This is a genomic window from Streptomyces sporangiiformans (assembly GCF_005768555.2).
Taxonomy (GTDB): domain Bacteria; phylum Actinomycetota; class Actinomycetes; order Streptomycetales; family Streptomycetaceae; genus Streptomyces; species Streptomyces sporangiiformans.
The window spans coordinates 59,891-73,355 of sequence record NZ_VCHX02000117.1; the positions used below are offsets into that span (position 1 = coordinate 59,891).

Here is a 13,465-nt window from a genome sequence, read left to right on the forward strand (position 1 = left end):
TGGCGTGCGGCGGTCCGCGACCGCCGACAATCGCCCAAAACAACGAAGAGACCACCTCGGGGTCAACCCGAAATGGCCTCTGACCTGCTACTTCGCAAGTCGGGACGACAGGATTTGAACCTGCGACCCCTTGACCCCCAGTCAAGTGCGCTACCAAGCTGCGCCACGTCCCGATGCGCTCCGCCGCGGTGAACCGCGTGATCGCGCAATCAGAACTCTACCCCACACCCCGGCNCGCTCCGCCGCGGTGAACCGCGTGATCGCGCAATCAGAACTCTACCCCACACCCCGGCCAGGTCCGAAAGCGGCGTGAGGGCGAGGAACAATGGGCGCGAGGGACAATCGGCGTATGAGCGCTACTTCTGATGTCGGACGGGACCGGGACCCCGAAGGCCGGGCCCGCAACGCGCGGCCACGGGACGGGCTCGGGCGGCCCCTGCCGTACGGGGCCGCCGGGGTGGAGCGGCAGCCCGAAGGGGTCGTGCGCACGCCCGAGGAAACCGTCGCCGAGGCGCAGTCGCTGATGGCGGCGGGGAAACCGTTCCACGCGCACGAAGTCTTCGAGGATGCCTGGAAGTCGGGGCCCGAGGAGGAGCGAGCGCTGTGGCGGGGGCTGGCGCAGCTCGCGGTGGGGCTCACGCATGCGGCTCGGGGGAACGTGACGGGCGGGGCGCGATTGCTGCGGCGCGGGGCCGGGGCGATCGAGGAGTGGGGCACGGAGGCCGGGCGGGAGCGGCCGCACGGCGTCGATCTGCCTGGACTCGCCGCCTGGGCACGGGAGTTGGCGGGGACTGTGGAACGGGAGGGTGCCGCGGTGGACGCGGAGGCACGGGCTCCTCGGCTGCGCGGGAGGACGGCGTAGCAACGGCGTGGCACGCGAGTGCTGTGCGATGACGGGGCGTACGTGGCACGGCTCGATGTCCTTTCCCGGCTGTTCCGGTCCGGTGCGGTGACCGGGCTGTCAGTGGCGTGGGGCAGACTCGGGGTGTGCGAAAGATTCATGTCATCGGCATCGGGGCGGGCGACCCCGACCATCTGACCCTTCAGGCGGTCAAGGCTCTGCGGAGCACGGACGTGTTCTTCATCCTGGACAAGGGCGAGGTGAAGTCCGACCTCGTCCGGCTGCGCCGTGACATCCTCGACGCCCACCTGCCGGACGGGGCGTATCGGCTGGTGGAGGCCCGTGATCCGGAGCGGGACCGGGCCGCCGGGGGCGCGGGCTACTCCCCCGCCGTCGGCGACTGGCGCAGCGCCCGCGCCGACATCTACGAGCGTCTGATCGCCGAGGAGCTGGGCGAGGACGAGAGTGGGGCGTTCCTGGTGTGGGGCGATCCCTCGCTGTACGACAGCACGCTCGGGATCCTGGAGGAGATCCTCGACCGGGGTGCCGTGCCCTTCGACTACGACGTCGTGCCTGGTATCAGCAGTGTCTCGGCCCTCGTCGCCCGTCACCGTACGGGCCTCAACCGTGTCGCCCGGCCCGTCCAGATCACGACGGGCCGGCGTCTCGCCGAGGGCTTCCCCGAGGGCGTCGACGACGTCGTCGTCATGCTCGACGCCCACCAGATCTTCCAGAAGTACGCGGACCAGGACATCGACATCTACTGGGGCGCCTACATAGGCACCCCTGACGAGATCCTCGCCTCGGGCCCCCTCGCGGAGACCGCACCCCGCATCGCCGAACTCCGCTCCGAGGCGCGCGAGCGCAAGGGCTGGATCATGGACACGTACCTGCTCCGCAGGCGGCCGCGAGGATAGGAGGCTCCGGGTTGGGGCGGGGGCCACAGACCACCTGCTGTGGCACCCGGCGGATACGCGTGTCCGTCACGGCGAGTTGAGGCCCAGCCGGGTCAGTGTCTCGGCGACGTCGGAGGCAGGTGTGACGCCCTCGGGCAGCGGAGGGCGGCGTACGACCACGACCGGCAGGCCGAGTGCGCGGGCCGCGGTCAGCTTGGCCGACGTCGACGCGCCGCCGCTGTCCTTGGTGACCAGCACGTCGATACGGTGCTCGCGCAGAAGGGCGGTCTCGCCCTCCACCGAGAACGGGCCGCGCGCCAGCAGGACTTCCGTGTGGCGCGGCATCGGCGGCCCGGGGGCCTCCACCGAACGTACGAGGAAGTAGAGCTCGGGCACGCGCGCGAAGGCCGACAGGCCCAGGCGGCCCGTGGTCAGGAAGACGCGGCGGCCCAGCGACGGAAGAAGATCGGCGGCCTCGGCGAGGGACGCCACCGAGTGCCAGCGGTCGCCGGGACGCGGTTCCCAGCCGGGCCGGCGCAGGACGACGACCGGCACGCCCACGACGGCCGCGGCCCGCGCGGCGTTCGCGGTGATGCCCGCCGCGAAGGGATGCGTGGCGTCGGCAACGGCGTCCACATGGTGCGCGCGCAGCCACTCCGCGAGCCCCTCCGCCCCGCCGAAGCCCCCGATGCGTACGTCCCCGTCGAGCGAGCCGGGCCGGGACACCCGGCCCGCGAGCGACGTCGTCACGCGCACGCCGGGCCGGGCGGCGAGGGACGCGGCGAGTTCACGAGCCTCGGCCGTGCCGCCGAGGACCAGGACGTGCTGGTGGGACATGGCGTCGAGCGTACGGTGCCTGGAAGCTGGCAAAAAGGCCGGATCGGTCGACGGCACTGCGGCAAGCTCAGCGGAGCAGAAGCTGGATTCCGCCCAGTACCGTCGCCGCGATCACCAACTGTTCGAAGAGCCGCTGATTGATGCGGTTCACGGCCACTTTGCCGATGAGGGCGCCCGGGACGACGAACACGGCGAGGGCGGCGTCCAGCAGCAGCGAGCGGCCGTCGATCAACCCGAGGCCGACGCTGAAGGGCACCTTCGAGACGTTGACGATCAGGAAGAAGAAGGCCGAGGTCCCCAGGAAGCCGAGCTTGCGGAATCCGGCGGAGAGGAGATACATCGACATGACGGGGCCGCCCGCGTTGGCGACCATCGTGGTGAAGCCGCCGAGCACACCGTACGAACGAGCCTTGATCCGGCCCGCCCGCGAGGTCACCGAGTCCGGCTCCTCCTCGGCCGTGACCTGCCTGCGGCGCCACACCGTGACCCCGGCCATGAACAGCAGAATCGCGCCGATCGACATCCGTACGATCCCGTCGTCCGCCCACATCAGGAACAGGGTGCCGAAGACGACGCCCCCTGCGACCGCCGGGAAGAGCCGCCACAGCGTGGGCCAGTGCGCGTGCCTCCGATAGGTGAGCACGGCGAGCACGTCCCCGACGATGAGGATGGGCAGCAGTACCCCCGTCGAGGCGCGGGCGGGCAGGACGGCCGCGAAGATCGCGAGACTCACCGTATTGGCCCCGCTCACCGCGGTCTTCGAGAAGCCGACGAGCATCGCCGCGGCGGCGAGTGCGGCGAACTCCCAGGCGGAGATGTGCCAGAGCGTCATCGTGTTCATGCGAAGGCCGATGCTATGCGCAAGCATCTAGCCGCGGGAGACCGTCTCGCCAGGTGACCCCTGCCCGCACGGGACCGCTGGTCTTGCCCTGTGGACCGCCGTCCCGCCCCCCTGGGAAGATCGTCCGGAACCTTTGCCGACGACGATGGAGGAGCGATGACCGACTCGCGCGAACACACCCTCACCGGCACCAGGGGCACCATCACCGCACGCGAGTGGCCACGGGAGCGTCCGCGGTACGTCGCGCTCCTGGTCCATGGCTACGGGGAGCACATCGGCCGGTACGAGTACGTGGCGGACGTACTGAACCGGCATGGCGCGGCGGTTTTCGGGCCCGACCACATGGGGCACGGGAAGTCGGCGGGCGAGCGGGTGCTGATCGAGGACTTCGAGGACGTGGTGACCGACGTCCACGCGACGGAACGGCTGGCGCGGGCCGCCTACCCGGGGGTGCCGGTCGTGCTGATAGGCCACTCCATGGGTGGGCTGATCGCGGCGCGTTACGCCCAGAGGTACGGAGAGGGTCTCGCCGCCCTCGTGCTGTCCGGGCCGGTGATCGGCAGCTGGGCGCTGCTCGACCGGCTGCTCCCGCTCGACCCGCTGCCCGATGTCCCCATCGACCCCTCGACGCTCTCGCGGGACCCGTCGGTCGGCGAGGCGTACGCGACGGATCCCCTCGTCTGGCACGGCCCGTTCAAGCGCCCGACGCTGGAGGCGTTCGTCCGTACGCTGGAGACCATCTCCAAGAGCGGGAACGTGGGCGCACTCCCGCTGCTGTGGCTGCACGGCGACGACGACCGGATCGTGCCGATTTCCCCCAGCCGCGCGGGCGTCGAGGAGCTGCGCGGCAGCGACTGGACCGAACGCATCTGTGCGGGAGCCCAGCACGAGGTGTTCAACGAGACGGACAAGGCCGCGGTTCTCGCGGACGTGACCGGCTTCGTGGACCGCGTCCTCGGGAACTGAACCACCGGTGTTTCCACTGGTACGCCCTGGGCACTCGCGGCCGCATGGAGTGGTTGCGGAGAGCAGCCTGCGCGGATGAGGACCCGGAACTGTTCTTCCCCGTGGGCACGACCGGACCCGCAGTACGGGACGTCGTGGCCGCCAAGCGGATATGCGCCCGCTGCCCGGTGACCTTCGAGTGCCTGACCTGGGCGCTGGACACCGGACAAACCTCGGGTGTGTGGGGCGGAACCGGTGAGGAAGAGCGCACGGAGCTGCTCCGTATGGTTCACGGTCAACCCACAAGGAGAAGCGCGTCATGACTGTGGTGAAGAGCACCCTCCCCGACGCCGCACGTCAGGTGGTCGGGGACGCCCTGCAGGGCACCCTGGTGGATCTGCTCGGACTCTCACTCATAGGCAAGCAGGCCCACTGGAACATCGTGGGCCCACGATTCCGCTCGATCCATCTGCAGATCGACGAGGTCGTCGCGACGGCACGTACGTACTCCGACACGGTGGCGGAACGTGCGGCGACGCTCGGCATCCCGCCCGACGGGCGGCCCGAGACCATCGCCACGACCTGCGCCCTGCAGGCCCCGAAGCACGGCGGCTGGATCCAGGACACCGAGGTCGTCAGCCTGCTCATCGAGGCCCTGGAGACGGTCATCGCGCAGCTGCGCGAGCGGATCGACGCGACGGACGAAGCCGATCGCGTCACCCAGGACCTGCTGATCGGTCTCACGGCCGAACTCGAGAAACACCGCTGGATGTTCCAGGCCGAGGACTGGCCGAGCTGACGTCCGAGGAAGGAAAGGGGGTCACGCCATGACCGACACCCTCGAACTCGACGCGCTGTGGGACGAGTTCCACCGCGTGGTGAACATGACCTCGCAGGAGCTGGCCGCCTGGCTGAAGGCGCTTGACGCGGGCGAGGAGACCGAACCGCTGCCGGAGCACGCGGGGTCACCCACCGGTCAGCAAGTGCTGGACATCCTCCAGAAGCGCCGTACGGACCTCACCGAGGACGACATCAGCGTCATGTACGGGGTCGTGGACACCGTCACGGAAGAGACCGAACAGGCGGACCGGACGGGCCAGGCGGACCGGACGGGCCCCGAGCAGGAGTACGAGGCCGAGGAGACCCGGCGGCGCCATCGGCTGATGACGCTGGGTCATGATCCGCTCAGGGCGCCGTCATGACCAGGCACAGCCGGATCGTGGAGGCGCTGGTCTCCGAACACGGCACGACGTTCGCCGAGGAGGCGGGCATCACGCTGCGGAACACGCCGCAGCCGCTGTACCGCACCATGGTCATGGCCTGCCTCCTCAGCGCGCGTATCCGCGGTTCCGTCGCCGTGGCGACCACGCGTGCCCTGTACGAGGCCGGGCAGCGCGATCCGCGCCGGATGGCCGACGCGAGCTGGCAGGAACGGGTCGACGCGCTGGGCGAAGGCGGCTACCGGCGCTATGACGAGCGCACGGCGACTCAACTCGGCGCAGGCGCCGAGCTGTTGAGGGAGCGCTGGGGCGGCGACCTGCGGCGTATGCGGGACGCGGCGGACGGTGACCTCGACGAACTGCGGTCGCTGCTGCGGGAGATACCGGGGCTCGGTCCGGCGGGCGTGGACATCTTCCTGCGTGAGGTGCAGCGGGTCTGGTCCGAGGTCGCGCCATATCTCGACGCGAAGGCGCTGCAGGGCGCGGAGCGGCTCGGGCTGCCCAAGGATCCCGACCGCCTGGTGAAACTCGCCGGTGACACCGACCCGGCCGTGCTGGCAGCCGCGTTGGTGCGCGCCGCGCTCGACAAGAAGGTAGTGGAGGAGTGTCTGCGGAGCGCCGCGCAAGCTTCCTCGAAGGCGGCCTGAGCGACGGGGTTCGAGGGGTAGCGCCGGAGCCCGACGGCCCGTCACCCTCACGCGTGACCGGATCTGAGGAACTCCGCCATCGCGCTCAAGTCACGTTCCCCGAAGCCCGCTTCGGCTGCGCCTCGGGCCAACCGGCCGTTGACGTAAGCCTGTTGCATGGGCGCGCCCACCCGTTCGGCGAGCCCAAGGATCAGGTCCAGGTCCTTGGCGACCAGTTCGAGGGTGAAGGCCACGGGGGTGTCGTCCGGGTGCAGATAGGCGTCCTTCTTGTAGCTCACGAAAGGCGCCCCCGCGGCGCTCGCCGCGAACACCTCGTACGCGGACTCTCTCGGCACACCGGCCCGTTCGGCGAGGACCAGCGCCTCCGACAGGGCCTGGTTGAGGGCGTGGACGACGGAGTTCACCGCGAGCTTCATCGCCGCTCCCGAGCCGCTGTCGCCGAGGTGGAACACCCGCGTGGCCAGCGCGTCGAGCACGGGCCGTGCTTGCTCCAGCGCCTCGGCGGAGCCGCCCGCCAGCACGGTCAGTCTGCCCTGTTCGACGAAGGAGACGCTGCCGGAGACGGGGGTGTCGAGGAGGCTCGCGCCGGTCTTGTCGACGAGGGTGTGCAGGGCCGACACCGTCTCGGGCGCGATCGTGCTCGTCTCCAGGACCACGCTCCCGGCGCGCAGCCCGGCGGCGATGCCGTCGTCCCCGCCGTAGGTCTCGGTCACGGCCGCGTCGTCGGCGAGCGAGACAAGGACGGTCCGCGCGCCCGCGGCCGCCTCGCGGGGCGTCGCGGCCACGGTGTCGGCGACCGCTTCGGCCTTCTCGCGTGTGCGGTTGTACGCGATCACCTCGAAGCCGGCGTCGCGCAGCCGCCGCGCCATGGCCGCGCCCATACGCCCGGTGCCGACCAGCGCGACCCGCCGCACGTCGCCCGCTCCGTCGTCGCCACTCATCGCAGCAGCCACCCGCCGTCCACGTTGAGATTGACGCCGTTGACCGAACGGTTGCGCAGCAGGAAGTCCACCGTATCCACGACGTCCCGCATGCTCGTCAACCGTCCCGTGGGCGTCTGCGCACGGTAGTTCTCCAGCACCTCGGCCGGCTTGCCCGCCCAGAACGGGCTGTCGCCGACGATGCCCGGGTGGACGGCGTTCACCCGGATCGGGGCGAGTTCGGTCGCGAGGGTGCGCACCAGCCCGGTCACTCCGGCGTTCACGGTCGCGACCGTCGTCGCGCCCGGGTAGGGCCGCTCCTTGGCCTGCCCGCCGAAGATCACGACGGCGCTCTGATCGCTCATCCGCGGCAGTAGCGCATGCACCACCTCAGTGTATCCGACGAGCTTGAGCGTCACGAGGTGCAGCGCGGCGTCGATGTCGTACTCGGCGACGAGGTTCTGGTCGCGCGAGATACCGACGAGGACGAGATGGTCGACGTGCCCGATGTCCGTCAACGCAGAAGCGATGTCATGGGGCCGGGACAGGTCGAGGGCCAGTCCCCGCGCGCCGATCTCCTTGGCGACGGTGTCGGCGCGGTGCGCGTCGCGCCCGGTGAGCACGACCTCGTCCCCGCGCGCGGCGCAGAACCGTGCGATCTCGCGTCCGATACCTGCCGTACCCCCGATCACCACCACGCTGGTCATGGCTGCTCCTTCAGTGCCGTGCGCAGGTAGTCCCAGTCCCGGGTGAAGCGATAGGCGTGGCGTGACGGAGGCTGCGGTGCCTGTGTCTCCAGCCAACGCACCGGGCCGGGCCCGACGTTGGCGAAGCTGTGCACACAGCCGGCGCCCGCCCAGGCCGCGTCGCCCACCCCGAGCCGGTGCCGCTCGCCGTCGAAGGTGGCGTCCACGGTGCCCTCGACGATCAGATACGTCTCCTCGAAGGGGTGGTCGTGCCCGCCCACGACGCCGTCGGCCGCGTACTGCACCATGAACATCGTGGAGGCCACCGCGCCCAGGTCCGTGTCCACCATCATCTTCACGGTGATGCCGCTGTAGACGAGCAGCGCCGTGCGCATGCTCGCCGACACCGCGAGCAGTTCCTGGGACTGCTTGCCGGGTTCCATCTGGGCGGCCTCGAAGTGGCCGAACGAGCGGGTGCGCGGGTCGCGTACGTCGATCCGGACCGGCTCGCGGGCGCCGGCGGCCGGCAGCGCGGGCACCGTCTCGGTGTCGTGCCCGTACCGTGCGCGCGGCACCGGTGCGAGCATGTCGGCCCAGCGCGCGGCGGTGTCCCCGGCGCCGCGCCAGGCGTGCGGCACGCCGGTCGGCAGGACTCCGTAGTCGCCTTCCTCGAGCAGGTACGCGCCCTCCGGCACATCGAGGATCACCGTCCCGGACAGCACATGGAAGGACTCCTCGTACGCGTGCACATGCGCGCCGATCGCCCCGTCGGGCGCCAGCTCGCAGACGCCGAAGCCGGTGTGCACGGCGCCGTCCGCCTCGTCGACGACTGTTCGCCGCCTGAATCCCTTGCTGCTGTAGGGCAGTTGGGACGGAACGGCGAACGTGGCGTCCGCCGCCCGCTGTACGACGTAGTGCGTCACGCCTGCTGCCTCTTCCGCTCCTCGACCGCCGCCGCGAGACGGTCGCGGGACTCCTCGACCAGACGGCGCGCCCGCGCGGTGTCGGCGAGCAGCCGGCCGTCCCGTTTGTGGACCGTGCCGTCGACGATGACCGTCTCGACGTTGGACACGTCCGCGCACAGCGTCACCGCCGCCACCGGGTCGATCAGGGGCGCGACGTTGAGGGCGGTCGCGTCGATCGCGACGACGTCGGCGCGCTTGCCGGGGGTCAGTGACCCGGTGCGCTGCTCGAGTCCCGCGACATGCGCGCCGTTGACCGTCGCGATCTCCAGCATCCGACGTGCCGTCAGCATCGTTTCGGGCACGGTGGTGTTGGCCTGCCAGCACTCCGCGTTCACCCGGGCGCGCTCGGCCCCGAAGGCGGCGCGGATCTGGGTGAACATGTCGCCGGGCACGGTGGTGACCACGTCGATGCTCAGACTCGGCCGCAGCCCGTACTCAATCGCCTTCATCACGGGCGGCCAGCCGTGCCCCATCTGCGTCTCCACCTGCGGCGCGATGGAGACCGTGCCGCCGCTGTCGGCGACCATCCGCCACTCCTCCTCGCTGAAGTAGCAGCAGTGGACGTAGGTGGTGTCGGAGCCGAGCAGCCCGAGGTCGTGCAGTTGCCTGACCATCCCGAAGCGCCCGGCCAGCCGCCCCATGCCGACGTGCACGGTGATCGGGATGTCCAGCTCGCGTGCGAGCCGCCACTCGGCGTCGACGACGTCGTTGACGCAGAAGCCCGGGCCGCGGGTCGCCAGGCCCATGGTCAACAAGCCCTCATCGGAAGGGAAGTGACGCTCCCTCACCCGTCGTACGTCGTCCCTGGGCATGGCGATCTTGCTCTCGAACCAGTAGTCGGCGAGCGAGGTGTTGGCGCTGCCGTACGCGTACTGGGCGCGGATCCCGGTCTCGCTCAGCGCCTGCACGGCGGCGTCCGGGTGCTCGGGCGTGTTGTTGATGTGCGACCAGTCGACGAGCGTGGTGATCCCGGCGTTCAGGCACTCCAGCGAGCCCGCGAGATTGCCCGCGTACACGTCCTCGGGGCCGTAGACGGGTGCGAAGGTGTCGAGTACCTCGACGAAGTAGTCGTCGAGTGTGGCGTCGGGCGCGCAGCCCCTGATGGGTGCCTCCCAGGTGTGGCGATGGGTGTCGACGAATCCCGGCATGACGATGCGGTCCGTCATGTCCAGGACTTCGGCGTCCACTTCGGCGGCGATCTCCCGTTCGACCGCCGCGATCCGGCCGTCCTCGATCAGGACGTCTGCCCGGGGCAGGTCCCCGATGCCGGGGTCCATCGAGATCACATGGCCCGCGCGCAGGAGCATTCGTTTGGTCATCGCGCTACCCGCCTTTCTCCGTGCCGGGTTCAGTAGCTGGTGAGGTCGCGGACCGAGGCCTCGACCTTGTCGACGGTGGGGATGACCTGCTCTTCGAGCGCGTCCGCGAAAGGCAGCGGCACGCATGCGGCCGCCACCCTGCGTACGGGCGCGTCGAGGAGTCCGAATCCCTCATCGGCGACGACCGATACAAGTGTTGCGCCCCACCCGCCCTGGTAGGGGTTCTCCTCGACGGTCACGAGCCGCGAGGTCTTGGCGAGGGAGCCGAGCACCGTCCGGGTGTCCAGGGGCACCAGGCAGCGCAGGTCGATCACCTCGGCGTCGATGTGCTCCTCGGCCAGCCGCTCGGCCGCCGTCAGCGCCACGGGCACCATCGAGGCGAGGGCGACGAGCGTGACGTCTGCGCCCTCGCGTACGACGGCGGCCCGTCCCAGCTCGACGACGTGGTCCGGTGGCGGGGGCACCCCCTTGGTGGCGAGGAGCCCTTTGTGCTCGAAGAAGACCACGGGGTCGTCGCTGCGGACGGCGGCCGCCATCATGCCGATCACGTCCGCGGGCGTGGCGGGTGCCGCGATCTTCAGTCCGGGCACGGTGAACGCCCAGTTCTCGGTCGCCTGGGAGTGCTGCGCGCCGAAACCGAGACCGCCGCCGTTGGCCGTGCGCACCACCAGCGGCACGGTGACCTGGCCTCCCGTCATGTAGCGGACCTTGGGGATCTCGTTGGCGAGGTAGTCCCAGCAGCAGGCGAGGAAGTCCGAGAACATGATTTCGGCGATGGGCCGCATCCCGGTCATCGCGGCACCCATCGCCGCCCCGACGATGGCCTGTTCGGAGATCGGCGTGTCCCACACCCGCTCGGGTCCGAACTCCTTGTGCAGTCCGACGGTCGTCTTGAACACCCCGCCTGCGGCGCCGATGTCCTCGCCCAGGCAGACGACCGCCGGATCGCGCCGCATCTCACGTGCGATGCCTTCGGCGACCGCCTCGCGGTAGGTGATCACGTCCGCCACGCCGCACCTCCGTCGGCCCATACGTCGGTCAGCGCCTCGCGCGGATCGGGCGCGGGGGCGTTCTTCGCGGCCTCGACGGCCTGCTGTACGAGGCTGCCCGCGCGTTCGTCGGCCTCGGTGGCCGCCTCCGCGGGCACGCCGAGTTCGGCGAGGCGGCCGCGGGCGACGTCCAGCGGGTCGTGCTTGAGCCAGCGCTCCACCTCCTCCGCCGGCCGGTAACTGGCCGGGTCGGCGCGGCTGTGGCCGAAGTGCCGGTAGGTCTGCGCCTCCAGCAGGCTGGGCCCGTCCCCCGCCCGGGCCCGGTCCGCCAGCCGGCTCACGGCCTCCTGGACGAGGACCACGTCGTTGCCGTCGACGATCTCGCCGGGGATGCCGTATGCGGGAGCGCGGTCCGCCGCGGGGTTGGCCACGGCGGTGACGTCGGCGATCGGCGTGTACTCCATGTACAGGTTGTTCTCGCAGACGAAGAGCACCGGCAGTTTCCACACGGCCGCCAGGTTGAGCGCCTCGTGGAAGGCGCCGATGTTGGTGGCGCCGTCGCCGAAGAAGGCCACCGCGATCTGTCCGGTGCCGCGCAGCCGGGCGGACCAGGCGGCGCCGACCGCCATGGGGAGGTGGGCGCCGACGATGGCGTACGAGCCGAGCATGTTGCTCGACGCCTTGGTGAGGTGCATCGAACCGCCCTTGGCCTTGCACAGGCCGGTGGCACGGCTCATCAGTTCGGCGAGGCACTCCTCGGGGGTGGCGCCGCGGGCCAGTGCGTGGTGATGGCCCCGGTAGGTCGCGAACACGTAGTCGTCGTCTCTGAGGGCCGCGCTCGCGCCGACGGCGATGGCCTCTTGGCCGGAGGCGAGGTGGGTGGTGCCCTTGACGAGGCCGGACATGAACAGGTCGTGGGCGGCCTTCTCCGTACGCCGGATCATGGCCATCTGCTCATAGAGCGCGAGGAGCTGGGCCGCGTTCGTCATGACTCGCCCCTGCCCTCACGGGTGTTGAGGTGGGACTGCGCCTCGCGCCTCGTGTTGAGCTCACCGCCGACCGTCCAGTACTTGCGGCCCGCCACGAGCAGTTCCTCGGCCGGGAACTTGGTGATCACCTCGCAGCCGTCGGCCGTGACGACGACTTCCTCCTCGATCCGGGCGGCCGACCAGCCGTCCGCCGCCGGCCAGTACGTCTCCAGCGCGAACACCATGCCCTGTTCGAGGACTTCGGGGTGGTCGAGCGAGACGAGGCGGCTGAAGATGGGCTTCTCCCAGATCGACAGGCCCACGCCGTGCCCGTACTGCAGCGCGAACGCGGCGGTCTCGTCGGGGAAGCCGAACTCCTCGGCGCGCGGCCAGACCCGGACGATGTCGGCGGTCGTGGCGCCCGGCCGCACCAGGGCGATGGCCTCGTCCATGTAGGCGCGGCAGCGGACGTACGCGTCGCGCTGCGCGGCGGAGGCGCTGCCGACGGCGAACGTGCGGTAGTAGCAGGTGCGGTAGCCGAGGTGGCTGTGCAGGATGTCGAAGAACGCGGGGTCGCCGGGGCGGATCAGGCGGTCGCTGTAGACATGCGGGTGCGGTGAACAGCGCTCCCCCGAGATGGCGTTGACGCCCTCGACGTATTCGCTGCCCAGGTCGTAGAGGACCTTGCTGACGAGTCCGACGCATTCGTTCTCGCGCACGCCCGGCCGCAGGTGGCCGTACAGCTCCTCGTACGCCGCGTCGACCATCGAGCAGGCCTGGGTGAGCAGGGAGATCTCGTCGGGGGTCTTGATGCGGCGGGCCTCCAGGAAGACCTGCTGGCCGTCGACGACGTCGATGCCCTGGTCCTTGAGGGCCTGGAGTATGGGCATCTCGGCCAGGTCGACGCCCAACGGCTCGCCGGCCAGGCCGTGTTCGCGCAGTACCTCGGCGATCTTCGCGGCGACGTCCTCGGCGATCCCGGCATCCGGGTGGAAGGCGCCCCGGAGCGTCGAGATCCCGGCGCGGGCGCCCGTGGGCGGGCCGCCCTTGCCGTCGCTGTAGTCCAGCCACGGGTTGTAGAGCTGGTGGTGGCGGGCGGCGGAACCGAAGTCCCAGACGACCGGTTCGCCGCCGCGGACGAGCAGCGCGAAGCGGATCAGCTTGTCCATGGCCCACGTGCCGATGTGGGTGGACGACATGTAGCGGATGTTGGAGAAGTCGAAGCTCAGCAGCGCGCCCAGCTCGGAACGGTTCAGCGCCGCGTTCAGCCGCGCCAGCCGTTCCTTGCGCAGCCTGTCCAGGTCGACGCGCTCTTCCCAGTCGACGGCATTGGGGCCGAAAGTGCGGATCGCCATGGCGAACCTCCCCTTCGAGTGAACGACCGTCCGAGG

General features: G+C 70.5%; 16 protein-coding genes and 1 tRNA gene. 7 read left to right on the plus strand and 10 right to left on the minus strand.

The window, feature by feature from the left end; all coding sequences use genetic code 11:
* Positions 1-99: 99 nt before the first annotated feature.
* Positions 100-173, minus strand: a tRNA-Pro gene (locus tag FGD71_RS14755).
* A gap of 176 nt (positions 174-349) precedes the next feature.
* Here FGD71_RS14755 and FGD71_RS14760 point away from each other — a divergent pair.
* Together FGD71_RS14760 and cobF are read left to right on the plus strand one after the other, a co-directional pair.
* The gene (locus FGD71_RS14760; RefSeq protein ID WP_119100903.1) at positions 350-862 is read left to right on the plus strand and encodes a DUF309 domain-containing protein; all 513 of its coding nucleotides are present in this window, start codon (positions 350-352) and stop codon (positions 860-862) included.
* Positions 863-987: 125 nt separating this feature from the next.
* A complete protein-coding gene (gene cobF, locus FGD71_RS14765; protein WP_119100904.1) occupies positions 988-1,758 on the plus strand; it encodes a precorrin-6A synthase (deacetylating) in 771 nt (256 codons plus the stop codon).
* A 66-nt stretch (positions 1,759-1,824) separates the two neighbouring features.
* On the opposite strand, the gene FGD71_RS14770 is transcribed toward cobF, so the two are convergent.
* Positions 1,825-2,574 carry a cobalt-precorrin-6A reductase gene (locus FGD71_RS14770; protein WP_119100905.1) on the minus strand — a complete coding sequence of 250 codons (750 nt, stop codon included), beginning with the start codon at positions 2,572-2,574 and terminating at the stop codon, positions 1,825-1,827.
* A 67-nt stretch (positions 2,575-2,641) separates the two neighbouring features.
* Positions 2,642-3,415, minus strand: coding sequence for a sulfite exporter TauE/SafE family protein (locus FGD71_RS14775; protein ID WP_119100906.1), 774 nt, complete (start codon positions 3,413-3,415; stop codon positions 2,642-2,644).
* A 156-nt stretch (positions 3,416-3,571) separates the two neighbouring features.
* On the opposite strand from FGD71_RS14775, the gene FGD71_RS14780 reads away from it, so the two are divergent.
* From FGD71_RS14780 to FGD71_RS14800, 5 genes are read left to right on the plus strand one after another with little or no spacing between them, the layout of a single operon-like run.
* Positions 3,572-4,381 carry an alpha/beta hydrolase gene (locus FGD71_RS14780; RefSeq protein ID WP_119100907.1) on the plus strand — a complete coding sequence of 270 codons (810 nt, stop codon included), beginning with the start codon at positions 3,572-3,574 and terminating at the stop codon, positions 4,379-4,381.
* A 44-nt stretch (positions 4,382-4,425) separates the two neighbouring features.
* Positions 4,426-4,683 carry a WhiB family transcriptional regulator gene (locus FGD71_RS14785; protein WP_119100908.1) on the plus strand — a complete coding sequence of 86 codons (258 nt, stop codon included), beginning with the start codon at positions 4,426-4,428 and terminating at the stop codon, positions 4,681-4,683.
* Positions 4,680-5,159 (plus strand): Dps family protein, encoded by a 480-nt coding sequence (locus FGD71_RS14790; protein WP_119100909.1) that lies wholly within the window; start codon positions 4,680-4,682, stop codon positions 5,157-5,159. Before FGD71_RS14785 ends, FGD71_RS14790 begins: the two co-directional genes overlap by 4 nt.
* Before the next feature lie 28 nt (positions 5,160-5,187).
* Positions 5,188-5,562 carry a DUF3140 domain-containing protein gene (locus tag FGD71_RS14795; RefSeq protein ID WP_119100910.1) on the plus strand — a complete coding sequence of 125 codons (375 nt, stop codon included), beginning with the start codon at positions 5,188-5,190 and terminating at the stop codon, positions 5,560-5,562.
* Positions 5,559-6,227 (plus strand): HhH-GDP family DNA glycosylase, encoded by a 669-nt coding sequence (locus tag FGD71_RS14800; protein WP_119100911.1) that lies wholly within the window; start codon positions 5,559-5,561, stop codon positions 6,225-6,227. Before FGD71_RS14795 ends, FGD71_RS14800 begins: the two co-directional genes overlap by 4 nt.
* A 47-nt stretch (positions 6,228-6,274) precedes the next feature.
* Here FGD71_RS14800 and FGD71_RS14805 read toward each other — a convergent pair whose 3' ends face one another.
* Genes FGD71_RS14805 through FGD71_RS14835 form a run of 7 tightly spaced genes read right to left on the minus strand, consistent with a single transcriptional unit; the run spans position 6,275 to position 13,429 of the window.
* Positions 6,275-7,168: an NAD(P)-dependent oxidoreductase gene (locus FGD71_RS14805; protein ID WP_119100912.1), complete on the minus strand. Its 894-nt coding sequence runs from the start codon at positions 7,166-7,168 to the stop codon at positions 6,275-6,277.
* Positions 7,165-7,854 carry an SDR family NAD(P)-dependent oxidoreductase gene (locus FGD71_RS14810; RefSeq protein WP_119100913.1) on the minus strand — a complete coding sequence of 230 codons (690 nt, stop codon included), beginning with the start codon at positions 7,852-7,854 and terminating at the stop codon, positions 7,165-7,167. The genes FGD71_RS14805 and FGD71_RS14810 overlap by 4 nt, the downstream gene beginning before the upstream one ends.
* Positions 7,851-8,756, minus strand: a complete 906-nt coding sequence (locus FGD71_RS14815) for a cupin domain-containing protein (RefSeq protein WP_119100914.1) — start codon at positions 8,754-8,756, stop codon at positions 7,851-7,853. The genes FGD71_RS14810 and FGD71_RS14815 overlap by 4 nt, the downstream gene beginning before the upstream one ends.
* Positions 8,753-10,117 (minus strand): amidohydrolase family protein, encoded by a 1,365-nt coding sequence (locus tag FGD71_RS14820; RefSeq protein WP_119100915.1) that lies wholly within the window; start codon positions 10,115-10,117, stop codon positions 8,753-8,755. The genes FGD71_RS14815 and FGD71_RS14820 overlap by 4 nt, the downstream gene beginning before the upstream one ends.
* 29 nt (positions 10,118-10,146) lie before the next feature.
* A complete protein-coding gene (locus FGD71_RS14825; protein WP_119100916.1) occupies positions 10,147-11,127 on the minus strand; it encodes an alpha-ketoacid dehydrogenase subunit beta in 981 nt (326 codons plus the stop codon).
* Positions 11,115-12,095: a thiamine pyrophosphate-dependent dehydrogenase E1 component subunit alpha gene (locus FGD71_RS14830; RefSeq protein ID WP_119100917.1), complete on the minus strand. Its 981-nt coding sequence runs from the start codon at positions 12,093-12,095 to the stop codon at positions 11,115-11,117. The genes FGD71_RS14825 and FGD71_RS14830 overlap by 13 nt, the downstream gene beginning before the upstream one ends.
* Entirely contained in the window at positions 12,092-13,429 is a 1,338-nt protein-coding gene (locus FGD71_RS14835) for a M24 family metallopeptidase (protein WP_119100918.1), read from the minus strand. Before FGD71_RS14835 ends, FGD71_RS14830 begins: the two co-directional genes overlap by 4 nt.
* Between the last annotated feature and the right edge of the window lie 36 nt (positions 13,430-13,465).

Bases quoted from the DNA above. Each gene is read 5' to 3' on its own strand.
- FGD71_RS14760 (WP_119100903.1), top strand. From the start codon at position 350: ATGAGCGCTACTTCTGATGTCGGACGGGACCGGGACCCCGAAGGCCGG.
- FGD71_RS14780 (WP_119100907.1), top strand. From the start codon at position 3,572: ATGACCGACTCGCGCGAACACACCCTCACCGGCACCAGGGGCACCATC.
- FGD71_RS14830 (WP_119100917.1), bottom strand. From the start codon at position 12,095: ATGACGAACGCGGCCCAGCTCCTCGCGCTCTATGAGCAGATGGCCATG.
- FGD71_RS14835 (WP_119100918.1), bottom strand. From the start codon at position 13,429: ATGGCGATCCGCACTTTCGGCCCCAATGCCGTCGACTGGGAAGAGCGC.
- FGD71_RS14800 (WP_119100911.1), top strand. From the start codon at position 5,559: ATGACCAGGCACAGCCGGATCGTGGAGGCGCTGGTCTCCGAACACGGC.
- FGD71_RS14795 (WP_119100910.1), top strand. From the start codon at position 5,188: ATGACCGACACCCTCGAACTCGACGCGCTGTGGGACGAGTTCCACCGC.
- FGD71_RS14820 (WP_119100915.1), bottom strand. From the start codon at position 10,117: ATGACCAAACGAATGCTCCTGCGCGCGGGCCATGTGATCTCGATGGAC.
- FGD71_RS14810 (WP_119100913.1), bottom strand. From the start codon at position 7,854: ATGACCAGCGTGGTGGTGATCGGGGGTACGGCAGGTATCGGACGCGAG.
- FGD71_RS14770 (WP_119100905.1), bottom strand. From the start codon at position 2,574: ATGTCCCACCAGCACGTCCTGGTCCTCGGCGGCACGGCCGAGGCTCGT.
- FGD71_RS14805 (WP_119100912.1), bottom strand. From the start codon at position 7,168: ATGAGTGGCGACGACGGAGCGGGCGACGTGCGGCGGGTCGCGCTGGTC.
- FGD71_RS14790 (WP_119100909.1), top strand. From the start codon at position 4,680: ATGACTGTGGTGAAGAGCACCCTCCCCGACGCCGCACGTCAGGTGGTC.
- FGD71_RS14785 (WP_119100908.1), top strand. From the start codon at position 4,426: ATGGAGTGGTTGCGGAGAGCAGCCTGCGCGGATGAGGACCCGGAACTG.
- FGD71_RS14775 (WP_119100906.1), bottom strand. From the start codon at position 3,415: ATGAACACGATGACGCTCTGGCACATCTCCGCCTGGGAGTTCGCCGCA.